Annotated in this window: 20 protein-coding genes; 6 read left to right on the top strand and 14 right to left on the bottom strand. The window is 61.8% G+C overall.

Features of this window, described 5'->3' with window-relative positions; translation table 11 throughout:
- Positions 1-42: 42 nt before the first annotated feature.
- Together ACZ46Y_RS07375 and ACZ46Y_RS07370 are read left to right on the top strand one after the other, a co-directional pair.
- The gene (locus ACZ46Y_RS07375; protein WP_311952647.1) at positions 43-555 is read left to right on the top strand and encodes a peptidylprolyl isomerase; all 513 of its coding nucleotides are present in this window, start codon (positions 43-45) and stop codon (positions 553-555) included.
- 12 nt (positions 556-567) lie between these two features.
- Complete coding sequence (locus ACZ46Y_RS07370) at positions 568-1341, top strand: UDP-2,3-diacylglucosamine diphosphatase (protein ID WP_311952644.1); 774 nt, start codon at positions 568-570, stop codon at positions 1339-1341.
- A gap of 110 nt (positions 1342-1451) precedes the next feature.
- On the opposite strand, the gene ACZ46Y_RS07365 is transcribed toward ACZ46Y_RS07370, so the two are convergent.
- The 8 genes from ACZ46Y_RS07365 to ACZ46Y_RS07330 form a co-directional block, all read right to left on the bottom strand.
- Positions 1452-3275: a SurA N-terminal domain-containing protein gene (locus tag ACZ46Y_RS07365; protein WP_311952639.1), complete on the bottom strand. Its 1824-nt coding sequence runs from the start codon at positions 3273-3275 to the stop codon at positions 1452-1454.
- Positions 3276-3440: 165 nt separating this feature from the next.
- Entirely contained in the window at positions 3441-3713 is a 273-nt protein-coding gene (locus tag ACZ46Y_RS07360) for an HU family DNA-binding protein (protein WP_079550908.1), read from the bottom strand.
- A 201-nt stretch (positions 3714-3914) separates the two neighbouring features.
- Positions 3915-6338, bottom strand: coding sequence for an endopeptidase La (lon, locus tag ACZ46Y_RS07355; RefSeq protein ID WP_311952631.1), 2424 nt, complete (start codon positions 6336-6338; stop codon positions 3915-3917).
- A gap of 200 nt (positions 6339-6538) precedes the next feature.
- Positions 6539-7819: an ATP-dependent Clp protease ATP-binding subunit ClpX gene (gene clpX, locus ACZ46Y_RS07350; protein ID WP_311952628.1), complete on the bottom strand. Its 1281-nt coding sequence runs from the start codon at positions 7817-7819 to the stop codon at positions 6539-6541.
- 72 nt (positions 7820-7891) lie between these two features.
- A complete protein-coding gene (gene clpP, locus ACZ46Y_RS07345; RefSeq protein ID WP_311952626.1) occupies positions 7892-8509 on the bottom strand; it encodes an ATP-dependent Clp endopeptidase proteolytic subunit ClpP in 618 nt (205 codons plus the stop codon).
- A gap of 73 nt (positions 8510-8582) precedes the next feature.
- Positions 8583-9926, bottom strand: coding sequence for a trigger factor (gene tig, locus ACZ46Y_RS07340; RefSeq protein ID WP_311952622.1), 1344 nt, complete (start codon positions 9924-9926; stop codon positions 8583-8585).
- Between the two features lie 201 nt (positions 9927-10127).
- Positions 10128-10490 (bottom strand): hypothetical protein, encoded by a 363-nt coding sequence (locus ACZ46Y_RS07335; RefSeq protein WP_311952619.1) that lies wholly within the window; start codon positions 10488-10490, stop codon positions 10128-10130.
- Complete coding sequence (locus tag ACZ46Y_RS07330; RefSeq protein WP_311952616.1) at positions 10491-10955, bottom strand: flavodoxin domain-containing protein; 465 nt, start codon at positions 10953-10955, stop codon at positions 10491-10493.
- Between the two features lie 149 nt (positions 10956-11104).
- Here ACZ46Y_RS07330 and ACZ46Y_RS07325 point away from each other — a divergent pair, with 149 nt between their 5' ends.
- From ACZ46Y_RS07325 to ACZ46Y_RS07310, 4 genes are all read left to right on the top strand, one after another.
- Positions 11105-11323, top strand: coding sequence for a DUF2788 domain-containing protein (locus ACZ46Y_RS07325; RefSeq protein WP_311952614.1), 219 nt, complete (start codon positions 11105-11107; stop codon positions 11321-11323).
- 153 nt (positions 11324-11476) lie between these two features.
- The gene (locus tag ACZ46Y_RS07320; RefSeq protein ID WP_311952609.1) at positions 11477-12238 is read left to right on the top strand and encodes an amino acid ABC transporter substrate-binding protein; all 762 of its coding nucleotides are present in this window, start codon (positions 11477-11479) and stop codon (positions 12236-12238) included.
- Positions 12239-12255: 17 nt separating this feature from the next.
- Positions 12256-12930, top strand: coding sequence for an amino acid ABC transporter permease (locus ACZ46Y_RS07315; protein WP_311952606.1), 675 nt, complete (start codon positions 12256-12258; stop codon positions 12928-12930).
- Positions 12927-13715, top strand: coding sequence for an amino acid ABC transporter ATP-binding protein (locus ACZ46Y_RS07310; RefSeq protein ID WP_311952603.1), 789 nt, complete (start codon positions 12927-12929; stop codon positions 13713-13715). Before ACZ46Y_RS07315 ends, ACZ46Y_RS07310 begins: the two co-directional genes overlap by 4 nt.
- Before the next feature lie 27 nt (positions 13716-13742).
- Here ACZ46Y_RS07310 and ACZ46Y_RS07305 read toward each other — a convergent pair whose 3' ends face one another.
- From ACZ46Y_RS07305 to infC, 6 genes are all read right to left on the bottom strand, one after another.
- A complete protein-coding gene (locus tag ACZ46Y_RS07305) occupies positions 13743-14060 on the bottom strand; it encodes an integration host factor subunit alpha (protein ID WP_311952598.1) in 318 nt (105 codons plus the stop codon).
- 63 nt (positions 14061-14123) lie between these two features.
- A complete protein-coding gene (gene pheT, locus ACZ46Y_RS07300; protein WP_311952595.1) occupies positions 14124-16505 on the bottom strand; it encodes a phenylalanine--tRNA ligase subunit beta in 2382 nt (793 codons plus the stop codon).
- Between the two features lie 26 nt (positions 16506-16531).
- Positions 16532-17551 (bottom strand): phenylalanine--tRNA ligase subunit alpha, encoded by a 1020-nt coding sequence (pheS, locus tag ACZ46Y_RS07295; protein ID WP_311952592.1) that lies wholly within the window; start codon positions 17549-17551, stop codon positions 16532-16534.
- Positions 17552-17710: 159 nt separating this feature from the next.
- Positions 17711-18064, bottom strand: coding sequence for a 50S ribosomal protein L20 (gene rplT / locus ACZ46Y_RS07290; RefSeq protein ID WP_311952587.1), 354 nt, complete (start codon positions 18062-18064; stop codon positions 17711-17713).
- A 63-nt stretch (positions 18065-18127) separates the two neighbouring features.
- Positions 18128-18322, bottom strand: a complete 195-nt coding sequence (gene rpmI, locus ACZ46Y_RS07285; RefSeq protein WP_311952584.1) for a 50S ribosomal protein L35 — start codon at positions 18320-18322, stop codon at positions 18128-18130.
- Positions 18323-18403: 81 nt separating this feature from the next.
- Positions 18404-18895 (bottom strand): translation initiation factor IF-3, encoded by a 492-nt coding sequence (gene infC, locus ACZ46Y_RS07280; protein WP_464380029.1) that lies wholly within the window; start codon positions 18893-18895, stop codon positions 18404-18406.
- Positions 18896-18951: the final 56 nt, after the last annotated feature.

Below are 18951 nucleotides of genomic sequence, written 5' to 3'. Positions count from 1 at the left end.
TGCCGGGCAGGGCGAACGCCCTTATTGAACAGGAATTTATCCATGATCGTACTACAGACCAATCGCGGTGATATCACCGTCAAGCTGAATCACGACAAGGCCCCCAAGACCGCGGCCAACTTCGAGCGCTACGTGCGCGACGGCTTTTACGACGGCACGCTGTTTCACCGGGTCATCGACGGCTTCATGGTCCAGGGCGGCGGCTTTGATCAGGACTTCAACCAGAAGCCCACCCGCGCGCCCATCAACAACGAAGCCGACAACGGGCTGAAGAACGTCAAGGGGGCGCTGGCCATGGCGCGTACCCAGGACCCGCACTCGGCTACCGCGCAGTTTTTCATTAACGTCGGCGACAACGACTTTCTCAACCATACCGGCAAGAATCTCCAGGGCTGGGGCTACGCCGTGTTTGCCGAGGTGGTGGACGGCATGGACGTGGTCAACGACATCAAGGGTGTCGCCACAACCCGCCGGGGCATGCACGCCGACGTGCCCGCCGATGACGTGATCATCGAGCGCGCCTATGTAAAGGACGCGGCCAAGGACGCCGACTGATACGGAGCTTCCATGCGCACGCTACTGGTCGCCGACCTGCACTTGAGCGAGCACACCCCGGCCATGACCCGGGGATTTATCCGCTACCTGAAAACCACCGCGCCCGGCGCCCGGGCCCTTTATATCCTCGGCGATCTGTTCGACGCCTGGCTTGGGGATGACCTGCTCGACCAGCCCCACCCGATGGCCGAAACGGCCTGGCGAGTGATCGACGCGCTGCGCCACCTGGCCGACAGCGGCACCGCGGTGTACTTCACCCACGGCAACCGCGACTTTTTGATCGGCGAGCGTTTCGCCGGCGCCTGCCGGGCGACGCTGCTGCCCGACGTGCAGGAAGTCGAGCTGCACGGCATGGCCGCGGTGCTGCTGCACGGCGATAGCCTGTGCACCCGGGATAGCGCCTACATGGCGTTTCGTCAGCAGTCCCGGGACCCTCAATGGCAGGCGCAGATGCTGGCCATGCCCATCGCCGAGCGCGCGGCGCTGGCGCGGCAGCTGCGCGAGACCTCCGGCGAAGCCAACGCCGCCAAGGCGGAGGACATCATGGACGTCACGCCGTCCGAAGTCGTCGAGCTGATGGACGCCTACGGCGTGGCCACCATGATTCACGGCCACACCCACCGCCCCGACGTTCATGACGTCACCGTGGCAGGCGCGCCCGCCAGGCGCTACGTGCTCGGCGACTGGAGCGACGAGTACGGCTGGGACATCGTGGTTGACGAAGGCGACACGCCCTCCCCTCGGCTGCGCCGGTTTTCGCTGGACGCTCCGCCCGACGCCGATTGAGCTTTTAGCAGATTGAGCCTTTAGCAGACATCAAAACGCCGGCTTGAAAGCCGGCGTTTTTTTACGCGCGTTCTCTACTGCTTACGTTGCCAGGCCCCCAGGGGCTTGGCTCAGAGGTCCGACTCGATCGAGCCTTCCTCGCGCAGATAGTCGACCAGCCCCTGAACCGCCGCCTGGGAGCGCATCTGCTCGGCCATCCGGGAGACAAAGGCTTCCACCTCGTCATTGGGCTCACCTTCGGCGACGCGCTCAAGGGCAATGACCGCCACGCCGTCGGGCGTGATGACATGCCCGTAGGTGGTCTGCCCGCCGTCGGGCTTGGGCAGGCGGAAAGCGGCGCCGACGATATCGCCGGGGACAGAAGTCTCGGCCTGGCGGGAAACGTCGTTGGCCTGCTGCCAGCGAAGATCGACGTCTTTGTCCGCTTTGAGACGCTCAATCAGCGTCTCTGCCCGACCGGCCAGCGCTTCTTCCTGCTGCTGCGCCGTGACCCGCTGCTCAACCTCGTCGCGCACGTCGGCAAGCGGTAGCGTAGTGGCGTCGCGATGTTCGGTCACGCGCAGCACCAGGCGCCGGTCTTCATCCAGCTCGATCACATCGCTATTATAGCCGTCTTCCAGCACGTCTTCGGCAAACGCCTTGTCCATGACGCCGGGTTCGGACAGCACGCCGTCGCCGCCTTCCCGGGAGACCCAGCCGCTGTGCTGCACGGTGAGGCCGATGTCGTCGGCCACGCCCTGCAGATCGTCGGCGGCAAAGCTTTCGTCGATCAGCTGCTGGGCGCGGTCGTTAAACTCGCCCTCTACCTGGCGAGCCGCGAGCATCTGGCGCAGCTTGTCGCGCTGCTCGTCAAACGGCGGCCGGTCAATATCGGTCACCTTGATGATGTGCAGGGCATTGTCCATGACCACCGGCTCGGAGACGTCGTTTTCCTCGAGCGAGAACGCCGCTTCGTCAAAGGCGTCGCCGAAAAAGCCGCGGCTGATCTCGCCCAGGTCGCCGCCGTTTTCGGCGCTGGCGGTATCGTCCGAGTAGCGCGCGGCGGTATCGGCAAAGCTTTCCCCGGCTTCAAGATCAGCGCGCGCCTCGTCGGCAATGGCCTTGGCGTCTTCGCGGCTGCGCTCGTCGCCAAAGCCGACCATGATGTGGGAAATGCGCCGATCGGCCTCGTCGTTTTGCTCGCGCCACACCTGGCGCAGCTTCTCTTCGCTGACCTCGGCGGTATCGGCCATGGTCTGGCGATCGAGCACGACGTAGTTGAGCTTGACCTGTTCCGGCCGGCGGAAAAGCTCGGTGTGGGAATCGTAGTAGGCCTGGAGGGCCTCTTCGTCGGGGCTTACCTCGACGTCTACGCTGTCCGGCGTCAGCAGGGCGTAGCGAAAGCTGCGCGACTGGCGCTGCAGACCGGCCAAGCGTTCGCGCTCCGCGTCAAGGGTAAAGTCGCTGAGGGCAAGCCCCTGCTGCAGCTGGCGGCGCATGATATCGGCGCGCAGCTCGTTACGAAACGCCAGCGGCGTATAGCCGGCGCTGGACAGACGATTGCGGAACAGCTCGGATGAGAAGTTGCCTTCCTGGTCCTCGAACTCGTCCAGGTTGACGATGAGCTGATCCAGCTGGTCGTCGGAGACCCGGAACCCGCCGTCTTCGGCATACTGGGTCAGCAGTTTTTGCGTGATCAGCTGGTCGAGCATGTCCCGGCGCAGCGCCTTTTCCTGCTCGGGGGGTACCTGCCCCGAACGCATGGTGCGCTGCACTTCCAGCTCGACCTGCTGGCGGGTAATGGTCTCGCCATTGACCTTGGCCGTCTGTTCGGGGTCCTTGCCGAAGACGCTGAACAGCGACTCCACGCCAAACAGCGCCATGGCAGCGACCATGACGCCGATGATGATTTTCGCGGCCCAGCTTTTGGCCCCGTCTCGAATACTTTGCAGCATGCTTGCCTCAGATAAACACGACCCGTTCCGCGTTTTTTCCCGCGTTAAAAAATGACATGGGCGCACCGCTGTGGCGATGCGCCCATGTCACCATGTCTTGAGAGCGTTGTTGACAGCGCCACCGTTATCCGCGCCGCTCAAGTCTCGCCACAGCGCCCGACATCGTTAGTTGACGGCATCCTTGAGCGCCTTGCCGGCCTTGAAACTGGGCACCTTGGCAGCGCTGATTTCGATCGGCTGGCCGGTTTGCGGGTTGCGGCCGGTACGCGCGGCACGCTCTTTGATCGTAAAGGTACCAAAGCCTACCAGTGACACGCTCTCGCCTTGCTTGAGGCTATCGGTGACGGATTCCACCATGGCATCCAGCGCGCGGGTCGCCGCTGCCTTGGGTATATCGGCAGAGGCCGCAATGGCTTCAATCAGCTCGGACTTGTTCACTCTTCACCCCTTGACTGGTTCAAAAAATGGCTCTGAAAGGCACGGTTAGCGGTTGGCTTGACGATCAAAGCGTAGCTGCAATTTATAGCAACGCGGCGAAATGACTGTCAAGCGACCGTGCCGCAAAATGCCCGCCATACAAGGCTTTGGGCGCTACTCGGTTATCGAAAAGCCGCCACCTGGGCGGCCCCTCGATGCGTATTAATGGGTGTTGACCAGCGCTTCGTCTGCCGCCGCCTTGCTTCCCTGATCGGCCACCACACGGCTATCCTCGCCGCTTTCGCTCAAGGCAACCTCGAGCACGTCGTCGATCCAGCGCAGCGGGCGGATATCCAGCGCGTCCTTGATATTATCCGGCACTTCCTTGAGGTCCCGACGGTTTTCCTCGGGGATCAGGACGGTCTTTATACCACCGCGCCGGGCCGCCAGCAATTTCTCCTTGAGCCCGCCGATGGGCAGCACTTCGCCGCGCAGGTTGACTTCGCCGGTCATCGCCACTGCCGAGCGCACCGGGCGCTTACTGTAAGCCGACACCATGGCCGTGACCATGGCGACCCCCGCGCTGGGTCCGTCCTTGGGCGTGGCGCCTTCGGGCACGTGGATATGCAGATCTTCCTTTTCGAAGCGCTCGGCGTCGATACCATACGCCTCTGCGCGGGCGCGCACCACCGTATGAGCGGCACTGACGGATTCTTTCATCACGTCGCCAAGCGAGCCGGTCTTGTTGACCCGCCCCTTGCCCGGCGTGACCACCGACTCAATATTCAAAAGCTCGCCGCCTACGGACGTCCAGGCAAGCCCGGTCACCCGGCCGACCTGATCGTTCTGATCGGCCAGGCCGTAGCTGTAACGGCGCACGCCGGCGTAGCCCTCGATGTCCCGGGCGGCCAGCACGCTGTCCGTTTCGCCGTCTTTTTTCGCCTCGCCCTTGCGCTCCTGCTCGACCTGCTCGCGCAGCACCTTGCGCGCCACCTTGGCGATCTGGCGCTCGAGCTCGCGCACGCCGGCTTCGCGGGTGTAGTAGCGGATCAGCTCCAACAGCGCCTCGTCGTCCAGGTCGAACTCGCCTTTTTTCAGGCCGTTGGCCTTGATCTGCTTGGGCAGCAGGTAGCGTTTGGCAATAGCCAGCTTTTCGTCTTCGGTGTAGCCCGGCAGCCGGATGATTTCCATCCGGTCGAGCAGCGGCTCGGGAATGTTCATCGAGTTGGCGGTGCAGATGAACAGCGTTTCCGACAGGTCGTAATCCAGCTCCAGATAGTGGTCGCTGAAGCTGTTGTTCTGCTCCGGGTCCAACACTTCCAGCAGCGCCGACGACGGGTCGCCGCGATGGTCCATGCCCAGCTTGTCGACCTCATCGAGCAGGAACAGCGGGTTTTTCACCCCCGCCCGAGTCATCCGCTGAATCATCTTGCCGGGGAGCGATCCGATATAGGTGCGCCGGTGTCCGCGAATTTCGGACTCGTCGCGCACCCCGCCCAGCGCCAGACGCACGTACTTACGGTTGGTGGCTCGGGCGACGGACTGCCCGAGCGAGGTCTTGCCCACCCCGGGCGGGCCGACCAGGCAGAGCACCGGCCCCTTCATCTTGCGCACGCGCTTCTGGACCGCCAGATACTCGAGGATACGCGACTTGACTTCGTCCAGGCCGTAGTGGTCTTCGTCGAGCACCTGCTGGGCCTTGACCAGGTCGTGCTTGATCCGGGTGCGCTTCTTCCACGGCACGGCGACCAGCCAGTCGAGATACGAGCGTACCACCGTGGCTTCGGCGGAGTTGGCCGACATCATCTTGAGCTTGTTGAGCTCCTGGGTGGCCTTCTCGGCGGCCTCTTTGGGCATGCCGGCAGACTCGATGGCCTGTTCGTACTTTTCGACCTCGTTGGGCACGTCATCCAGCTCGCCCATTTCTTTCTGGATGGCCTTCATCTGCTCATTCAGATAGTACTCGCGCTGGGTCTTTTCCATCTGCTCCTTGACCCGGGAGCGGATGCGCTTTTCTACCTGCAGAAGGTCGATTTCCGACTCGATCAGCGCCATCAGATGCTCGATGCGATCGCGAACGCGATCCATCTCCAGCAGCTCCTGCTTGTCACCGATCTTGAGCGACAGGTGCGCGCAGATGGTGTCCACCAGGCGGCTGGGATCTTCAATATCCGAAAGCGAATTGAGTACCTCGTTGGGCACTTTCTTGGACAGCTTGACGTACTGCTCGAACTGGTTGAGCAGGACGCGCACCAGGGATTCGCGCTCGCGATCGGTCAGCGGCTCGCTGTCCCGGGGCGTAATATACGCCTGGGTATAGCCTTCTCCGTGCTCTTCGATGCCGTCGACATCGGCGCGAAACCCGCCCTCAATGAGCACCTTGACCGTGCCGTCAGGCAGCTTGAGCAGCTGCATGATGTCGGCCACCGTGCCCATGGCATAGAGGTCGTCGTTGTCGGGTTCGTCCTGGGACGCCTCGCGCTGGGCCACAAGCAGCACGCGCTTGTCGGCCTCCATGGCCGCTTCGAGGGCCTGAATGGATTTTTCGCGTCCGACAAACAGCGGAAGAACCATCTGCGGGTAGACGACTACGTCCCGCAGCGGCAACAAGGGAAAACACTGTGACTTTTCGGCGTTCTGCTGCATCGCAGACGTTCCTCAACAAATCGGGTGAGCTCCCGGACGGGCAAGGGCGCCCGGGAAAAACTGAAGCGAATACCGGATACAGGCACGCCTCAACCGGCAACGCCGGCCGGGCAAGCGCCGCCGGCCAAACAAAAGGGGCCGCCAAGGCGACCCCTTCAACTGGCGCAAGCGGTATCAGCCAGGCCGGCACATGAGCGGCTTCAGCCGTCGGTGCCGTCGCTGCGTGCCTGCTCCTGTTGCGCATAGATCAACAGCGGCTCGCTTTCCTTGGCAATCACCGACGCGTCGATGACGACTTTGCTGACCCCTTCCAGCGAGGGAATCTCGTACATGGTATCCAGCAGCACCGACTCCAGGATGGAGCGCAGCCCGCGAGCCCCGGTCTTGCGCGACATGGCGTTGGCGGCCACGGCGCGCAGCGCGTCCTCGCGGAACTCAAGCGTGACGTCTTCCATTTCGAACAGCTTGACGTACTGCTTGATCAGCGAGTTCTTGGGCTCGGTCAAAATCTGGATCAGCGCGTCTTCGGTCAGCTCGGTCAGCGTGGCGATGACCGGCAGGCGGCCAACGAACTCGGGGATCAGGCCAAACTTGACCAGATCGTCGGGTTCCACGTCGGCCAGGATCTCGCCAACGCCGCGCTCGGTGTCCTTGCTCTTGACGCTGGCATTGAAACCGATGCCGGCCTTGTCGGAGCGGTCGCTGATGACCTTGTCCAGACCGGCAAAGGCGCCGCCCACAATAAACAGCATGTTGGCCGTATTGACCTGCACAAACTCCTGCTGCGGGTGCTTGCGACCGCCCTGGGGCGGTATCGAGGCCGTGGTGCCCTCGATCAGCTTGAGCAGCGCCTGCTGCACCCCTTCACCGGAGACGTCCCGGGTAATGGAGGGGTTATCGGACTTGCGGGAAATCTTGTCGATTTCGTCGATATAGACAATGCCGCGCTCTGCTTTTTCGACGTCGTAGTCGCACTTCTGCAGCAGCTTCTGGATGATGTTCTCGACGTCCTCGCCCACGTAGCCGGCTTCCGTCAGCGTGGTGGCATCGGCGATGGTAAAGGGTACGTTCAACAGCCGCGCCATGGTCTCGGCGAGCAGGGTCTTGCCGCTGCCCGTCGGGCCAATCAGCAGGATGTTGGACTTGCCGAGCTCGACATCATCCTCCGCTACGCCGGATTTCAGCCGCTTGTAGTGGTTATACACCGCGACTGACAGCACCATTTTGGCGCGATCCTGCCCGATGACGTAGTCATCCAGGGTGTAGCGGATCTCGCGAGGAGTTGGCAGACGCTCATCATCGCTCTCGGCATCGGCTTCGAGAACTTCCTCGCGAATGATGTCGTTACATAGATCGACACACTCATCGCAGATATACACGGACGGACCGGCAATCAGCTTGCGTACTTCGTTCTGGTTCTTGCCACAAAACGAGCAGTACAGCAGCTTGCCTTCTTCGTCCTTGCCTTTGCCGTCGGCCATTGGCGTACCTCTTTCGCTGCGGCGGCAACTGCCGCCGGAAAAGCTCGTTGGAAAAGCGGGCCCATCACGCTATCAGGATGTCGGCCGCTTATCCAGCACTGCGTCGATCAGGCCGTATTCGGTGGCCTGTTCGGCGTTCATGAAGTTGTCGCGGTCGGTATCGCGCGCCACCGTATCGATATCCTGGCCGGTATGGTGGGCCAGGATCTGATTGAGGCGGTCACGGATGCCGAGAATCTCGCGGGTGTGGATTTCGATATCCGACGCCTGACCCTGATAGCCGCCCAGCGGCTGGTGGATCATCATCCTTGAATTGGGCAGGCAGAAGCGCTTGTCCGCCGCGCCGCCGGCCAGCAGCAGCGCGCCCATGCTCGCCGCCTGGCCAATGCATACCGTGGAGACATCGGGCTTGATGAACTGCATGGTATCGTAAATCGCCATGCCGGCCGTTACCGAGCCCCCCGGCGAGTTGATGTAGAGATGCACGTCCTTGTCGGGGTTCTCCGACTCAAGGAACAGAAGCTGAGCAACGATCAGGTTGGCCGTGTAGTCTTCTACCGGGCCCACCAGGAAAATCACGCGCTCTTTGAGCAGGCGCGAATAGATATCGTAGGATCTTTCCCCTTTGGCGCTTTGCTCAACCACCATGGGCACTAAACCGCCGGCGTTTTGAATATCCAACTCACTCATTCGGGTGATTCCTTGCGTCCGGTCAGGGAAAGGCGCGCCGTTGGCACAGCGCGCCGCGTAGGGTCAGCGGGCGTCAGGCCTCCGCTTGTTCTTCGGCGCCTTCTTCCCCGCCCTGCTGCTGGGCCGCGGCAAGGGCCTGCTGGTAGCTCATCTCGACATCGCTCACCTGAGCCTGATCCATCAGCTGGGCCACGGCCTTGTCTTCGAGGATGGCGGACTTCACCTGGGTCTTCAGCTGGTCGTTACCCATGTAGTAGTCAACGACCTCCTGGGGGTCCTGGTACTGGCCGGCAAGCTCTTCGACCTTGGCCTTGATTTCGTCGTCGCTGGCGTCAAGCTCGCTCTGCTTGATGACCTCGGCCAGCAGCAGGCCGGTCTGAACCCGGCCCTTGGCCTGCTCTTCAAACAGCTCGTTGGGCAGCTGGCTGACGTCAAAGTCTTCGCCCAGGCCAAACTGCTGCGCGGCCTGGCGCTTCATGCCGTCGGTCTCCTGCTGCACCAGCGCGCCCGGTACCGGAATATCGTTGGCCGCCTTGAGCGCGTCGAGCACCTGCTGCTTGACGCGGTTGTCCACCGCCTGCTCGGCCTCGCGGGTCATGTTCTTCTTCACTTCCGCACGGAATTCGGTGGCGTCTCCGCCTTCCACGCCGAAGCGCTCGATGAACGCGGCGTCAACCTCGGGCAGCACCTGCGCCTTGACCTCGTGAACCTTGACCTTGAAGGAGGCTTCCTTGCCGGCCAGATGTTCTGCCTGGTAGTCCTCGGGGAAGGTAACGCTGATGGTCGTTTCGTCGCCGGGCTTGGCACCTTCCAGCTGCTCTTCAAAGCCGGGAATAAAGCTGTTGGAGCCCAGCACCAGCTCGTGGCCTTCGGCGCTACCGCCCTCGAAGGGCTCGTCGTCGATGAAGCCCTGGAAATCGATCTTGGCCTGGTCGCCTTCGGCGGCGGCGCGCTCGACGTTTTCCCAGTCGGCGTTCTGCTTGCGCAGGGTTTCGATCATTTCCTCGACGTCGGCATCGGTAACCTCGACGACCGGGCGCTCAACGGCGGTGCCCTCAATAGAGGCCAGCTCTACCTTGGGGTACACCTCCATGGTAGCAACAAACTCCAGATCCTTGCCGGCTTCGTTGACGGTGGCGTCAATGGAGGGATAGCCCGCCGGGTTCAGCGCCTCATCGGTAATCGCGCGAACGTAGCGCTCGCGCATGACTTCACCGACAATCTCGTCGCGCACGCTCTGACCATAGCGCTGCTCGACAACGGACATCGGCACCCGTCCCTGGCGGAAGCCATTCAGGCGCACGTTCTTCGCGGTGTCTTTCAAGCGAGCGCTGACGGCCTCGTCGATTTCGGCGGCCGGTACCTGGATGGTAAGGCGGCGTTCAATCGGGGTGGTCGTCTCGACGGAAACTTGCATGAAATGTCCTCTAGCGGCTGGGCGATATGGTGTTGGCGAAAAAGATCAAGGGATCGATTTTAAGAATCCTTGAGCACGCTGGCAAGCGCCATGCGCGTAATGATGGGGGCCCTTGCGTGGATTACAACCCTGCCGGCGCGGTGAGGGGCGTTTTTCGGCATCGCAAGGCGAAGCGGGCGTACCCGCAAGCCTGAAAGGCGCTCAGCGGCGCCACAGCGTAACGGCATAAAGCAGTAGCCCAAGCGTGGCCCCGTGGGAGAGCCCTACGGCCATCAATCCTTGAGCAGTGCCCACCGCCGCGTACCAGCCCAGGGCCAGCACAACGCCCAGGGCCAGCAGCCCGGCCAGGCGCGCAAAAAGCCCCGGCAGACGCTGCCTGCCGGCCTGATCCAGCCAGCGCCACTGTACCGCCGTCACCACCAGGATGGCGACTGCCCCCCCCAGCATGAGCACCAGGCGGGTGTCATGGCCGCCGGCAACGTAGCGCGGCAGCGTCGCCAGCATGATCGCGCAAAGCCCCGCGCCCAGACTGATCCGCTCGGGAGATGTTGGCTGTGCGTTCATTCAGGCGACCTTGAGCTGCTGCTCTTCGATCCACTCTTCCACCCAGGGAACCGCAGCATCGTCGGCCATGAAGGTCTCCATGGCGTCAACTTCCAGACGCTCGCCCAGCCGCGTAGCGCCCAGGTCTTCGAGCAGCGCATTAAGCGTACGCCCGGCGCCGCAGAAGCTCTCCCCGTAGGAGCTATCGCCCAGGGCGATAAGGCCGTAGCGAAGCCCGCCAAGGAAGGGGCTTTGCTCCTGCAGCGCGCGCGCAAAGGGCATAAAGTTGCCGGGAAAGTCGCCGCTGCCGGTGGTGGAAACGCAAAACAGCACCAGCGTTGTGTCCTGCGCGGTCAGCATGTCCGGCGTTGCCTGCTCGGTAATCTCGACGCTGTAACCGGCCTCTTCAAACAGCGGCATGACCTGCTCGGCCACGTCCAGCGCGCCGCCGTACATGGTGCCGACCAGTATTTTGAGCTGCGACATGTAACGTTTCTCTCCTTTTCATGGCATGACTGCCGAAGTTGCTGCGGCAAAAGTCGACAAATACCCGATGAATTTGCTCAAATATTAGCACGTTGATATTTGTTGGCACACGCCGCGAAGGCGCGCACACAAACCTAGCCGAGGACCCCATGTCACCCACCCTGCAACAGACATTCGAAGCCTGGATCACGCCGCTGATGATTGGCGGGCTCATTATCTTCATGTGCTTTATCATCTGGGATCTAGCCAAGAAGTCCAATGCCGGGCGCTTCGGCACCATCATGCTGTTTATCATACTGGGAGCGGGCATGTTCGGCTACGTGCTCAAGGTGGTGATCACCTGGATCCTTGAAGGTGGCCTGGGCTGACCGCATCGACGTAGCGCGCAAATCCGGCATTTTTTCACGCCGACCTGTTGGCGGCGGAAGCACTTTCCTTTATCGTCCCTCTAGCTCAGGAATAAGAAAAACCACTTTAATTCCTGTAAAGAATATAAATAGAGATGAATTGCTGGAGTACTCATGCTACGAACCTTTAGCCTGCTTCCCCTGCTGACCTCCACCGCCCTGGCGCTGGCCGGTACTGCTCACGCGGATGATGACGTGCTGAAGGTCGGCATGTCGGGCAGCTACTTCCCCTTCACGTTTGTCGAAAAAGACACGCTGCAGGGCTTTGAAGTCGATGTCATGCGCGCTGCTGCCCAACAAATGGATACCGACGTTGAGTTCGTCACCGCCAGCTTTTCGGGGCTGTTCGGCATGCTCGAGTCGGGGCGCGTGGATACCATTGCCAACCAGATCACCATCACCGATGAACGCCAGCAGAAATATCTGTTTTCCGAGCCCTACGTGTATGACGGCGCCCAGGTGGTAGTAAAGCGCGGCAACAAGGAGATCAAGGGCGTCGAGGATCTGGCCGGCAAAACTGTGGCCGTCAACCTTGGCTCCAACTATGAACAGCTGCTGCGCGAGCTGCCCTACGCCGACGACATCGAGATTCGCACCTACGAAAGCAACATCGAGCAGGATACGGCGCTGGGCCGCGTGGATGCCTTTGTCATGGACCGGATCAGCGCAAGCCAGGTCATCCAGGAAAAGCCGCTCCCCCTGGCGCTAGCCGGCAAGCCGTTTTCCAAACTGCGTAATGCCCTGCCCTTCCGCGACACGCCGGCCGGCCGCACGCTGCGCGATCGGGTCGACAGCGCTCTGGAAAAACTTCGCAAGTCCGGCAGGCTCGGCGAAATATCCAAGCGCTGGTTCGGCAATGATATTACTCGCCCCTGAGGGAACGTTGATTTTTCATGAACCTGCTTGACGTTCCCTACATGCTCGAGCTGGTGCCGATCCTGCTGCGCTACCTGCCCCTGACGCTGGGCATGGCCGCCGCGGGAATGGTGCTGGCGCTGTCGCTAGCCGCCGGACTGGCCGTCATTCGCGTGTTGCGCCTGCCGGTGCTTAACATGGCGACGCTGCTGTTCATCTCGTTTTTTCGTGGCACACCGCTGCTGGTCCAGCTTTTCCTGTTCTACTACGGCCTGCCCCAGATCATGTCGGTGCTGACCACCATTAACGGCATAACGGCTACCATCATGGGGCTGACGCTGCATTTTTCTGCCTATATGGCAGAGTCGATTCGCGCCGCCATTGTCGGGGTGGATCGCAGCCAGACCGAGGCGGCGCTGTCCATCGGCATGACCCAGGGCCAGCTGATGAGGCGCATCGTACTACCCCAGGCCACGCGTATTGCGGTACCCACGCTGATGAACTACTTCATCGACATGATCAAGGCCACCTCGCTGGCTTTCACACTGGGCGTGACGGAGCTGATGGGGGCAACGCAAAAGGAAGCAGCGGGCAGTTTTCTATATTTCGAAGCCTTTATTGTGGCGGCGGTGATCTACTGGGCCATTGTCGAACTGCTGGCCTGGTGTCAGCGGCGGCTGGAATATCGACTCAACAAGGCATATCGCCGATGATTCGGATAACCAACCTCGTCAAGCGCTTTGACGGCACCGCGGTCCTCGACGGCATCGACATGGATATTGCCCGGGGCGAGATTATCGTGGTGATCGGCCCTTCGGGCACCGGAAAGTCGACGCTGCTGCGCTGTTTGAATTTTCTCGAACGCCCCGACGCCGGGCACCTTGTACTGAATGATCTCGACATGGACGTGGCGACGGCCAGCGCGCGCTCGATACTTGCGGTCAGGCGACGCACGGCCTTTGTCTTTCAGAACTATGCGCTGTTTGCCAACAAGACAGCGCTGGAAAATATCGCCGAAGGTCTGCTCGTGGTCCATCGCTGGCCCAGACACAAAGCCCATGCCCGAGCGCGTGACATTCTCGAGCGTATCGGGCTGGCCGACAAGGGTGACGCCTATCCGGCCTCCCTGTCCGGCGGGCAGCAGCAGCGCGTCGGCATCGGGCGAGCCATGGCCGCGCGGGCCGAGGTCATTCTCTTTGATGAGCCCACCTCTTCGCTGGACCCCGAGTGGGTGGAAGAAGTCCTGGAACTGATGAAGCAGCTGGCCGCCGAGCGGCAGACCATGCTGGTGGTCACCCACGAGATGAACTTTGCGCGCGACGTGGCCGACCGGGTCATCTTCATGGAAGGCGGACGCATTGTTGAGCAGGGCCCGCCATCGCAGCTGTTCAGCGCGCCGCAGGATCCGCGCACCCGCGCTTTTTTACGCAAGATGCTTGCCGGTCAGCCCGCGGAAACCCTGCCGGACACTCCGACGGCAACGCTCTCCGATTTATAGCCGCAGCGGGCCGGGGAGACCATGACATCAGGCGTCCTGGTCAGAATCCTTTTTCGCCGTGAGCTCCTCGACCTGCTGCTTGAGCTTCTGCCCGGGACGAAAGGTCACCACCCGGCGGGCCGAAATCGGGATCTCTTCGCCGGTCTTGGGGTTGCGCCCCGGCCTTTCACGCTTGTCGCGGAGCTCGAAGTTACCGAACCCGGACAGCTTGACCTGCTCGTTTTCCCGCAGACAGCTGCGGATTTCCTCGAAAAAGGTTTCTACCACCGCTTTGGCTTCGCGCTTCGACAGCGCAAGCTCGGTGTGCAGATGCTCAGCAAGCGCTGCTTTGGTTAATGCACCCATATGGCCTCTCCTCCCGCCGGCGCCACCTTGCATGATGGCGCCGGCTTTCGGCGGCAGACTCAATTATCCGCGCAGCCCGGCATTAAACTCGCGCTTTACCTGCTCGACGATTGAATCCACCAACTGATTGATTTCATCGTCATTTAGCGTGCGCGATGGATGCTGCCAGGTCAAGCCCAGGGCCACACTCTTGCAGCCGTCGGCCACGCCCTCTCCGGCATAGACATCAAACAGGCGCGTTTCGCTCAGGTACTCTCCGGCGTGGGCACTGGCCACATCCAGCAGCGCCTGCACGGGCACGGAGTCGGCGACGCTGAAGGCCAGGTCGCGGCGCACTTCGGGGTAGCGCGACAGCGGCTCGAACCCGGGCACCCGGCCTTGGCTCAGGGCGTCGAGGCTGACCTCAAACCCGACCGCATCGACCTTGAGCCCTACCCGGCGGCGGACCTCGGGGTGCAGCGTTCCCAGCCAGCCGACGGCCTCTCCCCGGTAGAGAATGCGCGCGCGCTGCCCCGGATGCAGCGCCGGATGATCGCCTGGCTCCATACGCCAGTCCGTGGGGCAGCTGCCCAGGGCAAACAGGCTTTCCAGATCGCCCTTCACGTCGTAAAAATCCAGCGGCTCGGCGCTCTCGCTCCAGCTTTCGGGGTAACGCGACCCGCAGGCCAGCGCGCCGAGCATCGGCGTCTGGCGCAGGTTGTCGAGGTGGCCGTTGAAAACAAGGCCGGTCTCAAATAGCCGCACGCGCGGCTGCTGGCGCTTGAGGTTGTAGTCCATGGCCCGAACCAGTCCGGGAAGCAGACTTGCCCGCATCACGGAGAGATCGCTGGAAATCGGGTTGGCCAGCGCCGGCGCCACGGCTTGCGGCAGCAGGGCTTCCTGAAGCTCGGGGGCCACAAAGCTGTAGGTAATCGCCTCCTGGTAACCCCGGGCTACCATTTGCCGGCGCAGCTGTGCCTGGCTGACGCCGGCCTCGTTATCCGGGCGCAGCGCCAGGCGCGCCGCCGGCCGACGGACCGGGAAGTTATTGTACCCGTGGATGCGCGCCACTTCCTCGATCAGGTCTTCCTCGATCGCCGCATCAAAACGCCAGCTGGGCGCGGTCACGTCCCAGCCGTCGGCCGTTGCCGCCACGTCAAAGCCCAGCCGAGCCAGGATGTCTTCCACGTCCCCGGCGTCAAGCGCCTTGCCCAGCACTTTTTCCAGCCGCCGAGCGCGCAGGCTGATTTGCCGGGTATCGGGGCAGTGCGTTTCGCTTGTCACTTCGGTCAGCGGGCCGGCCTCGCCGCCGCAGATCTCCAACAGCAGCGCGGAAGCCCGCTCGATGGCCACCGCGGTCAGCCGGGGGTCCACACCGCGCTCAAAGCGGTGCGAAGCATCGGTGTGCAGCCCGTAAGAGCGCGCCTGGCCGGCAACGGCCAGCGGCGTGAAAAAGGCCGACTCAAGAAAAATGGTGCGAGTGGCCGGGCTGACGCCGGAATCCTCTCCGCCCATAACTCCGGCGATCGCCAGCGGCTTCTGGTGGTCGGCAATCAGCAGCGTTTCCGGGCGCAGCGAGATCTCCTGGCCGTCGAGCAGCGTCAGGCGCTCGCCGTCCCGGGCCTTGCGTACAACGATACCGCCGTCAAGGTTATCGCGATCGAAAGCGTGCAGCGGCTGGCCAAGCTCGAGCATGACGTAGTTGGTCACATCCACCACCGGATCAATGGCGCGAAGGCCGCTGCGGCGCAGGCGTTCGGTCATCCATAGCGGGGTCTCGGCGCCCACGTCTACGCCCCGGATGATCCGCCCCACATAGCGGGGGCACAGCGCCTCCGCCTCGACGTCAATCGGCAGCGCCGTATCGTGGCCGGCCGGCACCGGCGTCATGTCAGGCGGTGTGACAACCAGGCGATTCAGCGCGCCGACTTCCCGGGCCAGCCCTTTCAGGCTCAGGCAATCGCCGCGGTTGGGCGTCAGGTCGACTTCGATGGCGTTATCATCGAGAGCCATATAGCGGCGGAAGTCTTCGCCCACCGGCGCCGCCGCCGGCAGCACCAGAATGCCCGGCGAGGCTTCTTCTTCAAGTCCCAGCTCGGACGCGGAGCAGATCATGCCGCGGGATTCCACGCCGCGCAGCTTCGCCTTTTTGATCTTGAAGTCTCCGGGCAGCACTCCGCCCACCCGAGCAAAAGCCACTTTCTGCCCGGCTTCGACGTTGGCCGCGCCGCACACCACCTGCACCGGCTCCGCCGAGCCGTCGTTGACGGTGCAGAGGCTCAGCTTGTCGGCATCGGGGTGCGGCTCCCGAGTCAGCACTTCGGCCACGACAACGCCGGTAAACGCCTTGGCTACTGGCTCAATGGCATCGATTTCCAGACCTGCCATGGTGACCTGATCGGCCATGGCCTGGGTATCCAGCTGCGGAGATACCCACTCACGCAGCCACTGTTCAGAAAACTTCATGTTCTATCCCGTATTCAGCGCAAGGCTCAGGCAAACTGCTGCAAAAAGCGCAGGTCGTTATCGAAAAACAGGCGCAGATCGTTCACGCCGTAGCGCAGCATCGCCAAACGCTCGGCGCCCATGCCGAAGGCAAAGCCGCTGAAGCGCTCGGCATCGATAGCCGAGTGGCGAAACACTTCGGGGTGCACCATGCCGCAGCCCATGACTTCAAGCCAGCCGCTGTGGGAGCACACGCGACAGCCTTCGCCGCTGCACATCACGCATTGAATATCCACTTCCGCCGAGGGTTCGGTAAACGGAAAGTACGAGGGCCGAAAACGAACGGATAAATCCTCGCGCTCGAAAAAGCCGTGGAGGAAATCCTCGATGGTTCCCTTCAGGTCGGCAAAACTGATGCCTTCATCGACCAGCAGCCCCTCTATCTGATGGAACATCGGCGTATGGGTCAAATCCGAGTCGCTGCGATACACTCGCCCCGGGCAAACAATGCGGATGGGCGGCGCCTTGGCTTCCATGGTGCGCACCTGCACCGGCGAGGTGTGGGTGCGCAAAAGCCTTGTGGCATCAAAGTAGAACGTATCGGCCATGCCCCTCGCCGGATGGTGCGCAGGAATGTTCAGCGCCTCGAAGTTGTGATAGTCATCTTCGATTTCCGGACCCACGGCCACGTCAAAGCCGATCCGGGTAAAAAGCCCCTCGATGCGCTCGAGCGTGCGCGTCACCGGATGCAGACCGCCAGGCGACTGGCCGCGGCCGGGCAGCGTGACGTCCAGCGTTTCGGCAGCCAGCCGGGCGTCGAGCGCGGCCTTTTCCAGTTCCCGGCGCTTTTGTTCGATATCGCCTGCAAGCGCCTGCTTGGCCTGGTTGATACGCTCACCGGCGGCGGGACGCTCTTCCGCCGACAGCTTGCCCAGCCCCTTGAGCAAGGCCGTAACCTCGCCTTTTTTCCCCAAATAGCGGACACGCAGTTCTTCGAGCGCCGCGACGCTTTGTGAAGCCTGTATGGCGGCACGCGCGTCAGCGACCAGGCTAGGAAGATGATCCATCCGATTGACTCCGAGTTAGGCGTTTGCCTTTGCAGCAAAAAGTATCAAAAAATGGCGCGCTGGCAGTGACAAAAAAACAGGGGAAGAGCGGCTGCTCTTCCCCTGTATGGGTCACGTGATGAGACCTATGGCATTGCGTACACGCCGGTACGCAGTGCGTTATTGGGCAGCCTTGGCTTTTTCCACGATGGCCGCAAAGGCCGCTTTCTCGTGAACAGCCAGGTCAGCCAGCACCTTGCGGTCGATTTCGATGCCGGCTTTCTTCAGGCCGCCAACGAAACGGCTGTACGACAAGCCGTGCTGACGGGCGCCGGCGTTGATCCGCTGGATCCACAGGGCACGGAACTGACGCTTGCGGTTGCGGCGGTCACGGTAGGCATACTGGCCTGCCTTGATGACGGCCTGTTTGGCCACGCGGAAAACGCGCGACCGGGCACCGTAGTAGCCCTTGGCCTGCTTCAATACTTTTTTATGACGACGACGGGCGACAACGCCACGCTTGACACGAGTCATAACACACTCCTGACTTGGATAGGCTGGATGAGCGCAGCGATGCGCTCCCAGAAAATTCGACCTTTACAGATTCGGCAGCATACGCTGGATCAACGGCTTGTCGGCTTCGTGGATCTGCTTCATACCACGCAGCTGACGCTTACGCTTGGTCGACTTCTTGGTCAGGATGTGGCTACGAAAGGACTGCTTGTGCTTGAAACCGTTAGCGGTTTTCTTGAAGCGCTTGGCAGCACCGCTGTTACTCTTGATTTTCGGCATGAGGATATACTCCGCTCGATATTCTTTAGAAAACCCAAGGCCTGCCAGCGTCACCGCTGGCCCGTTTAACCGGCCGCTGGATCACTTCTTCTTGGGGGCAAGAATCATGATCATCTGGCGCCCTTCCATCTTGGGGAAAGACTCCACTGACCCTAAGCCCTCGAGGTCTTCGGCGATCCGTTCCATCAGCTTGCGGCCGATATCCTGGTGCGCCATTTCACGACCCCGGAAGCGCAATGTGACCTTACCCTTGTCACCACTTTCCAGAAAGCGCGTCAGGTTTTTCAGCTTCACCTGGTAATCGCCTTCATCAGTGCCAGGCCGGAACTTGACTTCCTTGACCTGGATGTGCTTCTGCTTTTTCTTTTGAGCCGCTTTTTGCTTTTTCTGCTCAAAAACGAATTTGCCGTAGTCCATGATCTTGCAGACGATGGGGTCGGCATTCGAAATTTGCACGAGATCCATACCCGCTTCCCCGGCACGCTCAATGGCGTCGCGCGTGGGCACAATGCCCAGCTGCTCGCCGTTGCTATCAATGAGGCGTACCTGGTCATCGGTAATTCGCTCGTTCATTGGTGGGCGTTTGTCTTGTGGACGCCCGCGCTGGTTGCTTCGCTTGATTGCTCCGT

This window comes from Halomonas garicola (genome assembly GCF_055382465.1).
Note: the sequence above shows the minus strand (reverse complement) of the source record. Positions and strands in the feature narration are given on the sequence as shown.

Excerpts from the sequence above, each read along its gene's own strand:
- infC (WP_464380029.1), bottom strand. The coding sequence starts at position 18,895 with ATGAACGAGCGAATTACCGATGACCAGGTACGCCTCATTGATAGCAAC.
- rpmI (WP_311952584.1), bottom strand. The coding sequence starts at position 18,322 with ATGCCGAAAATCAAGAGTAACAGCGGTGCTGCCAAGCGCTTCAAGAAA.
- ACZ46Y_RS07365 (WP_311952639.1), bottom strand. The coding sequence starts at position 3,275 with ATGCTGCAAAGTATTCGAGACGGGGCCAAAAGCTGGGCCGCGAAAATC.
- ACZ46Y_RS07310 (WP_311952603.1), top strand. The coding sequence starts at position 12,927 with ATGATTCGGATAACCAACCTCGTCAAGCGCTTTGACGGCACCGCGGTC.
- ACZ46Y_RS07320 (WP_311952609.1), top strand. The coding sequence starts at position 11,477 with ATGCTACGAACCTTTAGCCTGCTTCCCCTGCTGACCTCCACCGCCCTG.
- ACZ46Y_RS07370 (WP_311952644.1), top strand. The coding sequence starts at position 568 with ATGCGCACGCTACTGGTCGCCGACCTGCACTTGAGCGAGCACACCCCG.
- lon (WP_311952631.1), bottom strand. The coding sequence starts at position 6,338 with ATGCAGCAGAACGCCGAAAAGTCACAGTGTTTTCCCTTGTTGCCGCTG.
- ACZ46Y_RS07330 (WP_311952616.1), bottom strand. The coding sequence starts at position 10,955 with ATGTCGCAGCTCAAAATACTGGTCGGCACCATGTACGGCGGCGCGCTG.
- ACZ46Y_RS07375 (WP_311952647.1), top strand. The coding sequence starts at position 43 with ATGATCGTACTACAGACCAATCGCGGTGATATCACCGTCAAGCTGAAT.
- pheT (WP_311952595.1), bottom strand. The coding sequence starts at position 16,505 with ATGAAGTTTTCTGAACAGTGGCTGCGTGAGTGGGTATCTCCGCAGCTG.
- tig (WP_311952622.1), bottom strand. The coding sequence starts at position 9,926 with ATGCAAGTTTCCGTCGAGACGACCACCCCGATTGAACGCCGCCTTACC.
- ACZ46Y_RS07305 (WP_311952598.1), bottom strand. The coding sequence starts at position 14,060 with ATGGGTGCATTAACCAAAGCAGCGCTTGCTGAGCATCTGCACACCGAG.
- clpP (WP_311952626.1), bottom strand. The coding sequence starts at position 8,509 with ATGAGTGAGTTGGATATTCAAAACGCCGGCGGTTTAGTGCCCATGGTG.
- clpX (WP_311952628.1), bottom strand. The coding sequence starts at position 7,819 with ATGGCCGACGGCAAAGGCAAGGACGAAGAAGGCAAGCTGCTGTACTGC.
- pheS (WP_311952592.1), bottom strand. The coding sequence starts at position 17,551 with ATGGATCATCTTCCTAGCCTGGTCGCTGACGCGCGTGCCGCCATACAG.
- ACZ46Y_RS07335 (WP_311952619.1), bottom strand. The coding sequence starts at position 10,490 with ATGAACGCACAGCCAACATCTCCCGAGCGGATCAGTCTGGGCGCGGGG.
- rplT (WP_311952587.1), bottom strand. The coding sequence starts at position 18,064 with ATGACTCGTGTCAAGCGTGGCGTTGTCGCCCGTCGTCGTCATAAAAAA.
- ACZ46Y_RS07315 (WP_311952606.1), top strand. The coding sequence starts at position 12,256 with ATGAACCTGCTTGACGTTCCCTACATGCTCGAGCTGGTGCCGATCCTG.
- ACZ46Y_RS07325 (WP_311952614.1), top strand. The coding sequence starts at position 11,105 with ATGTCACCCACCCTGCAACAGACATTCGAAGCCTGGATCACGCCGCTG.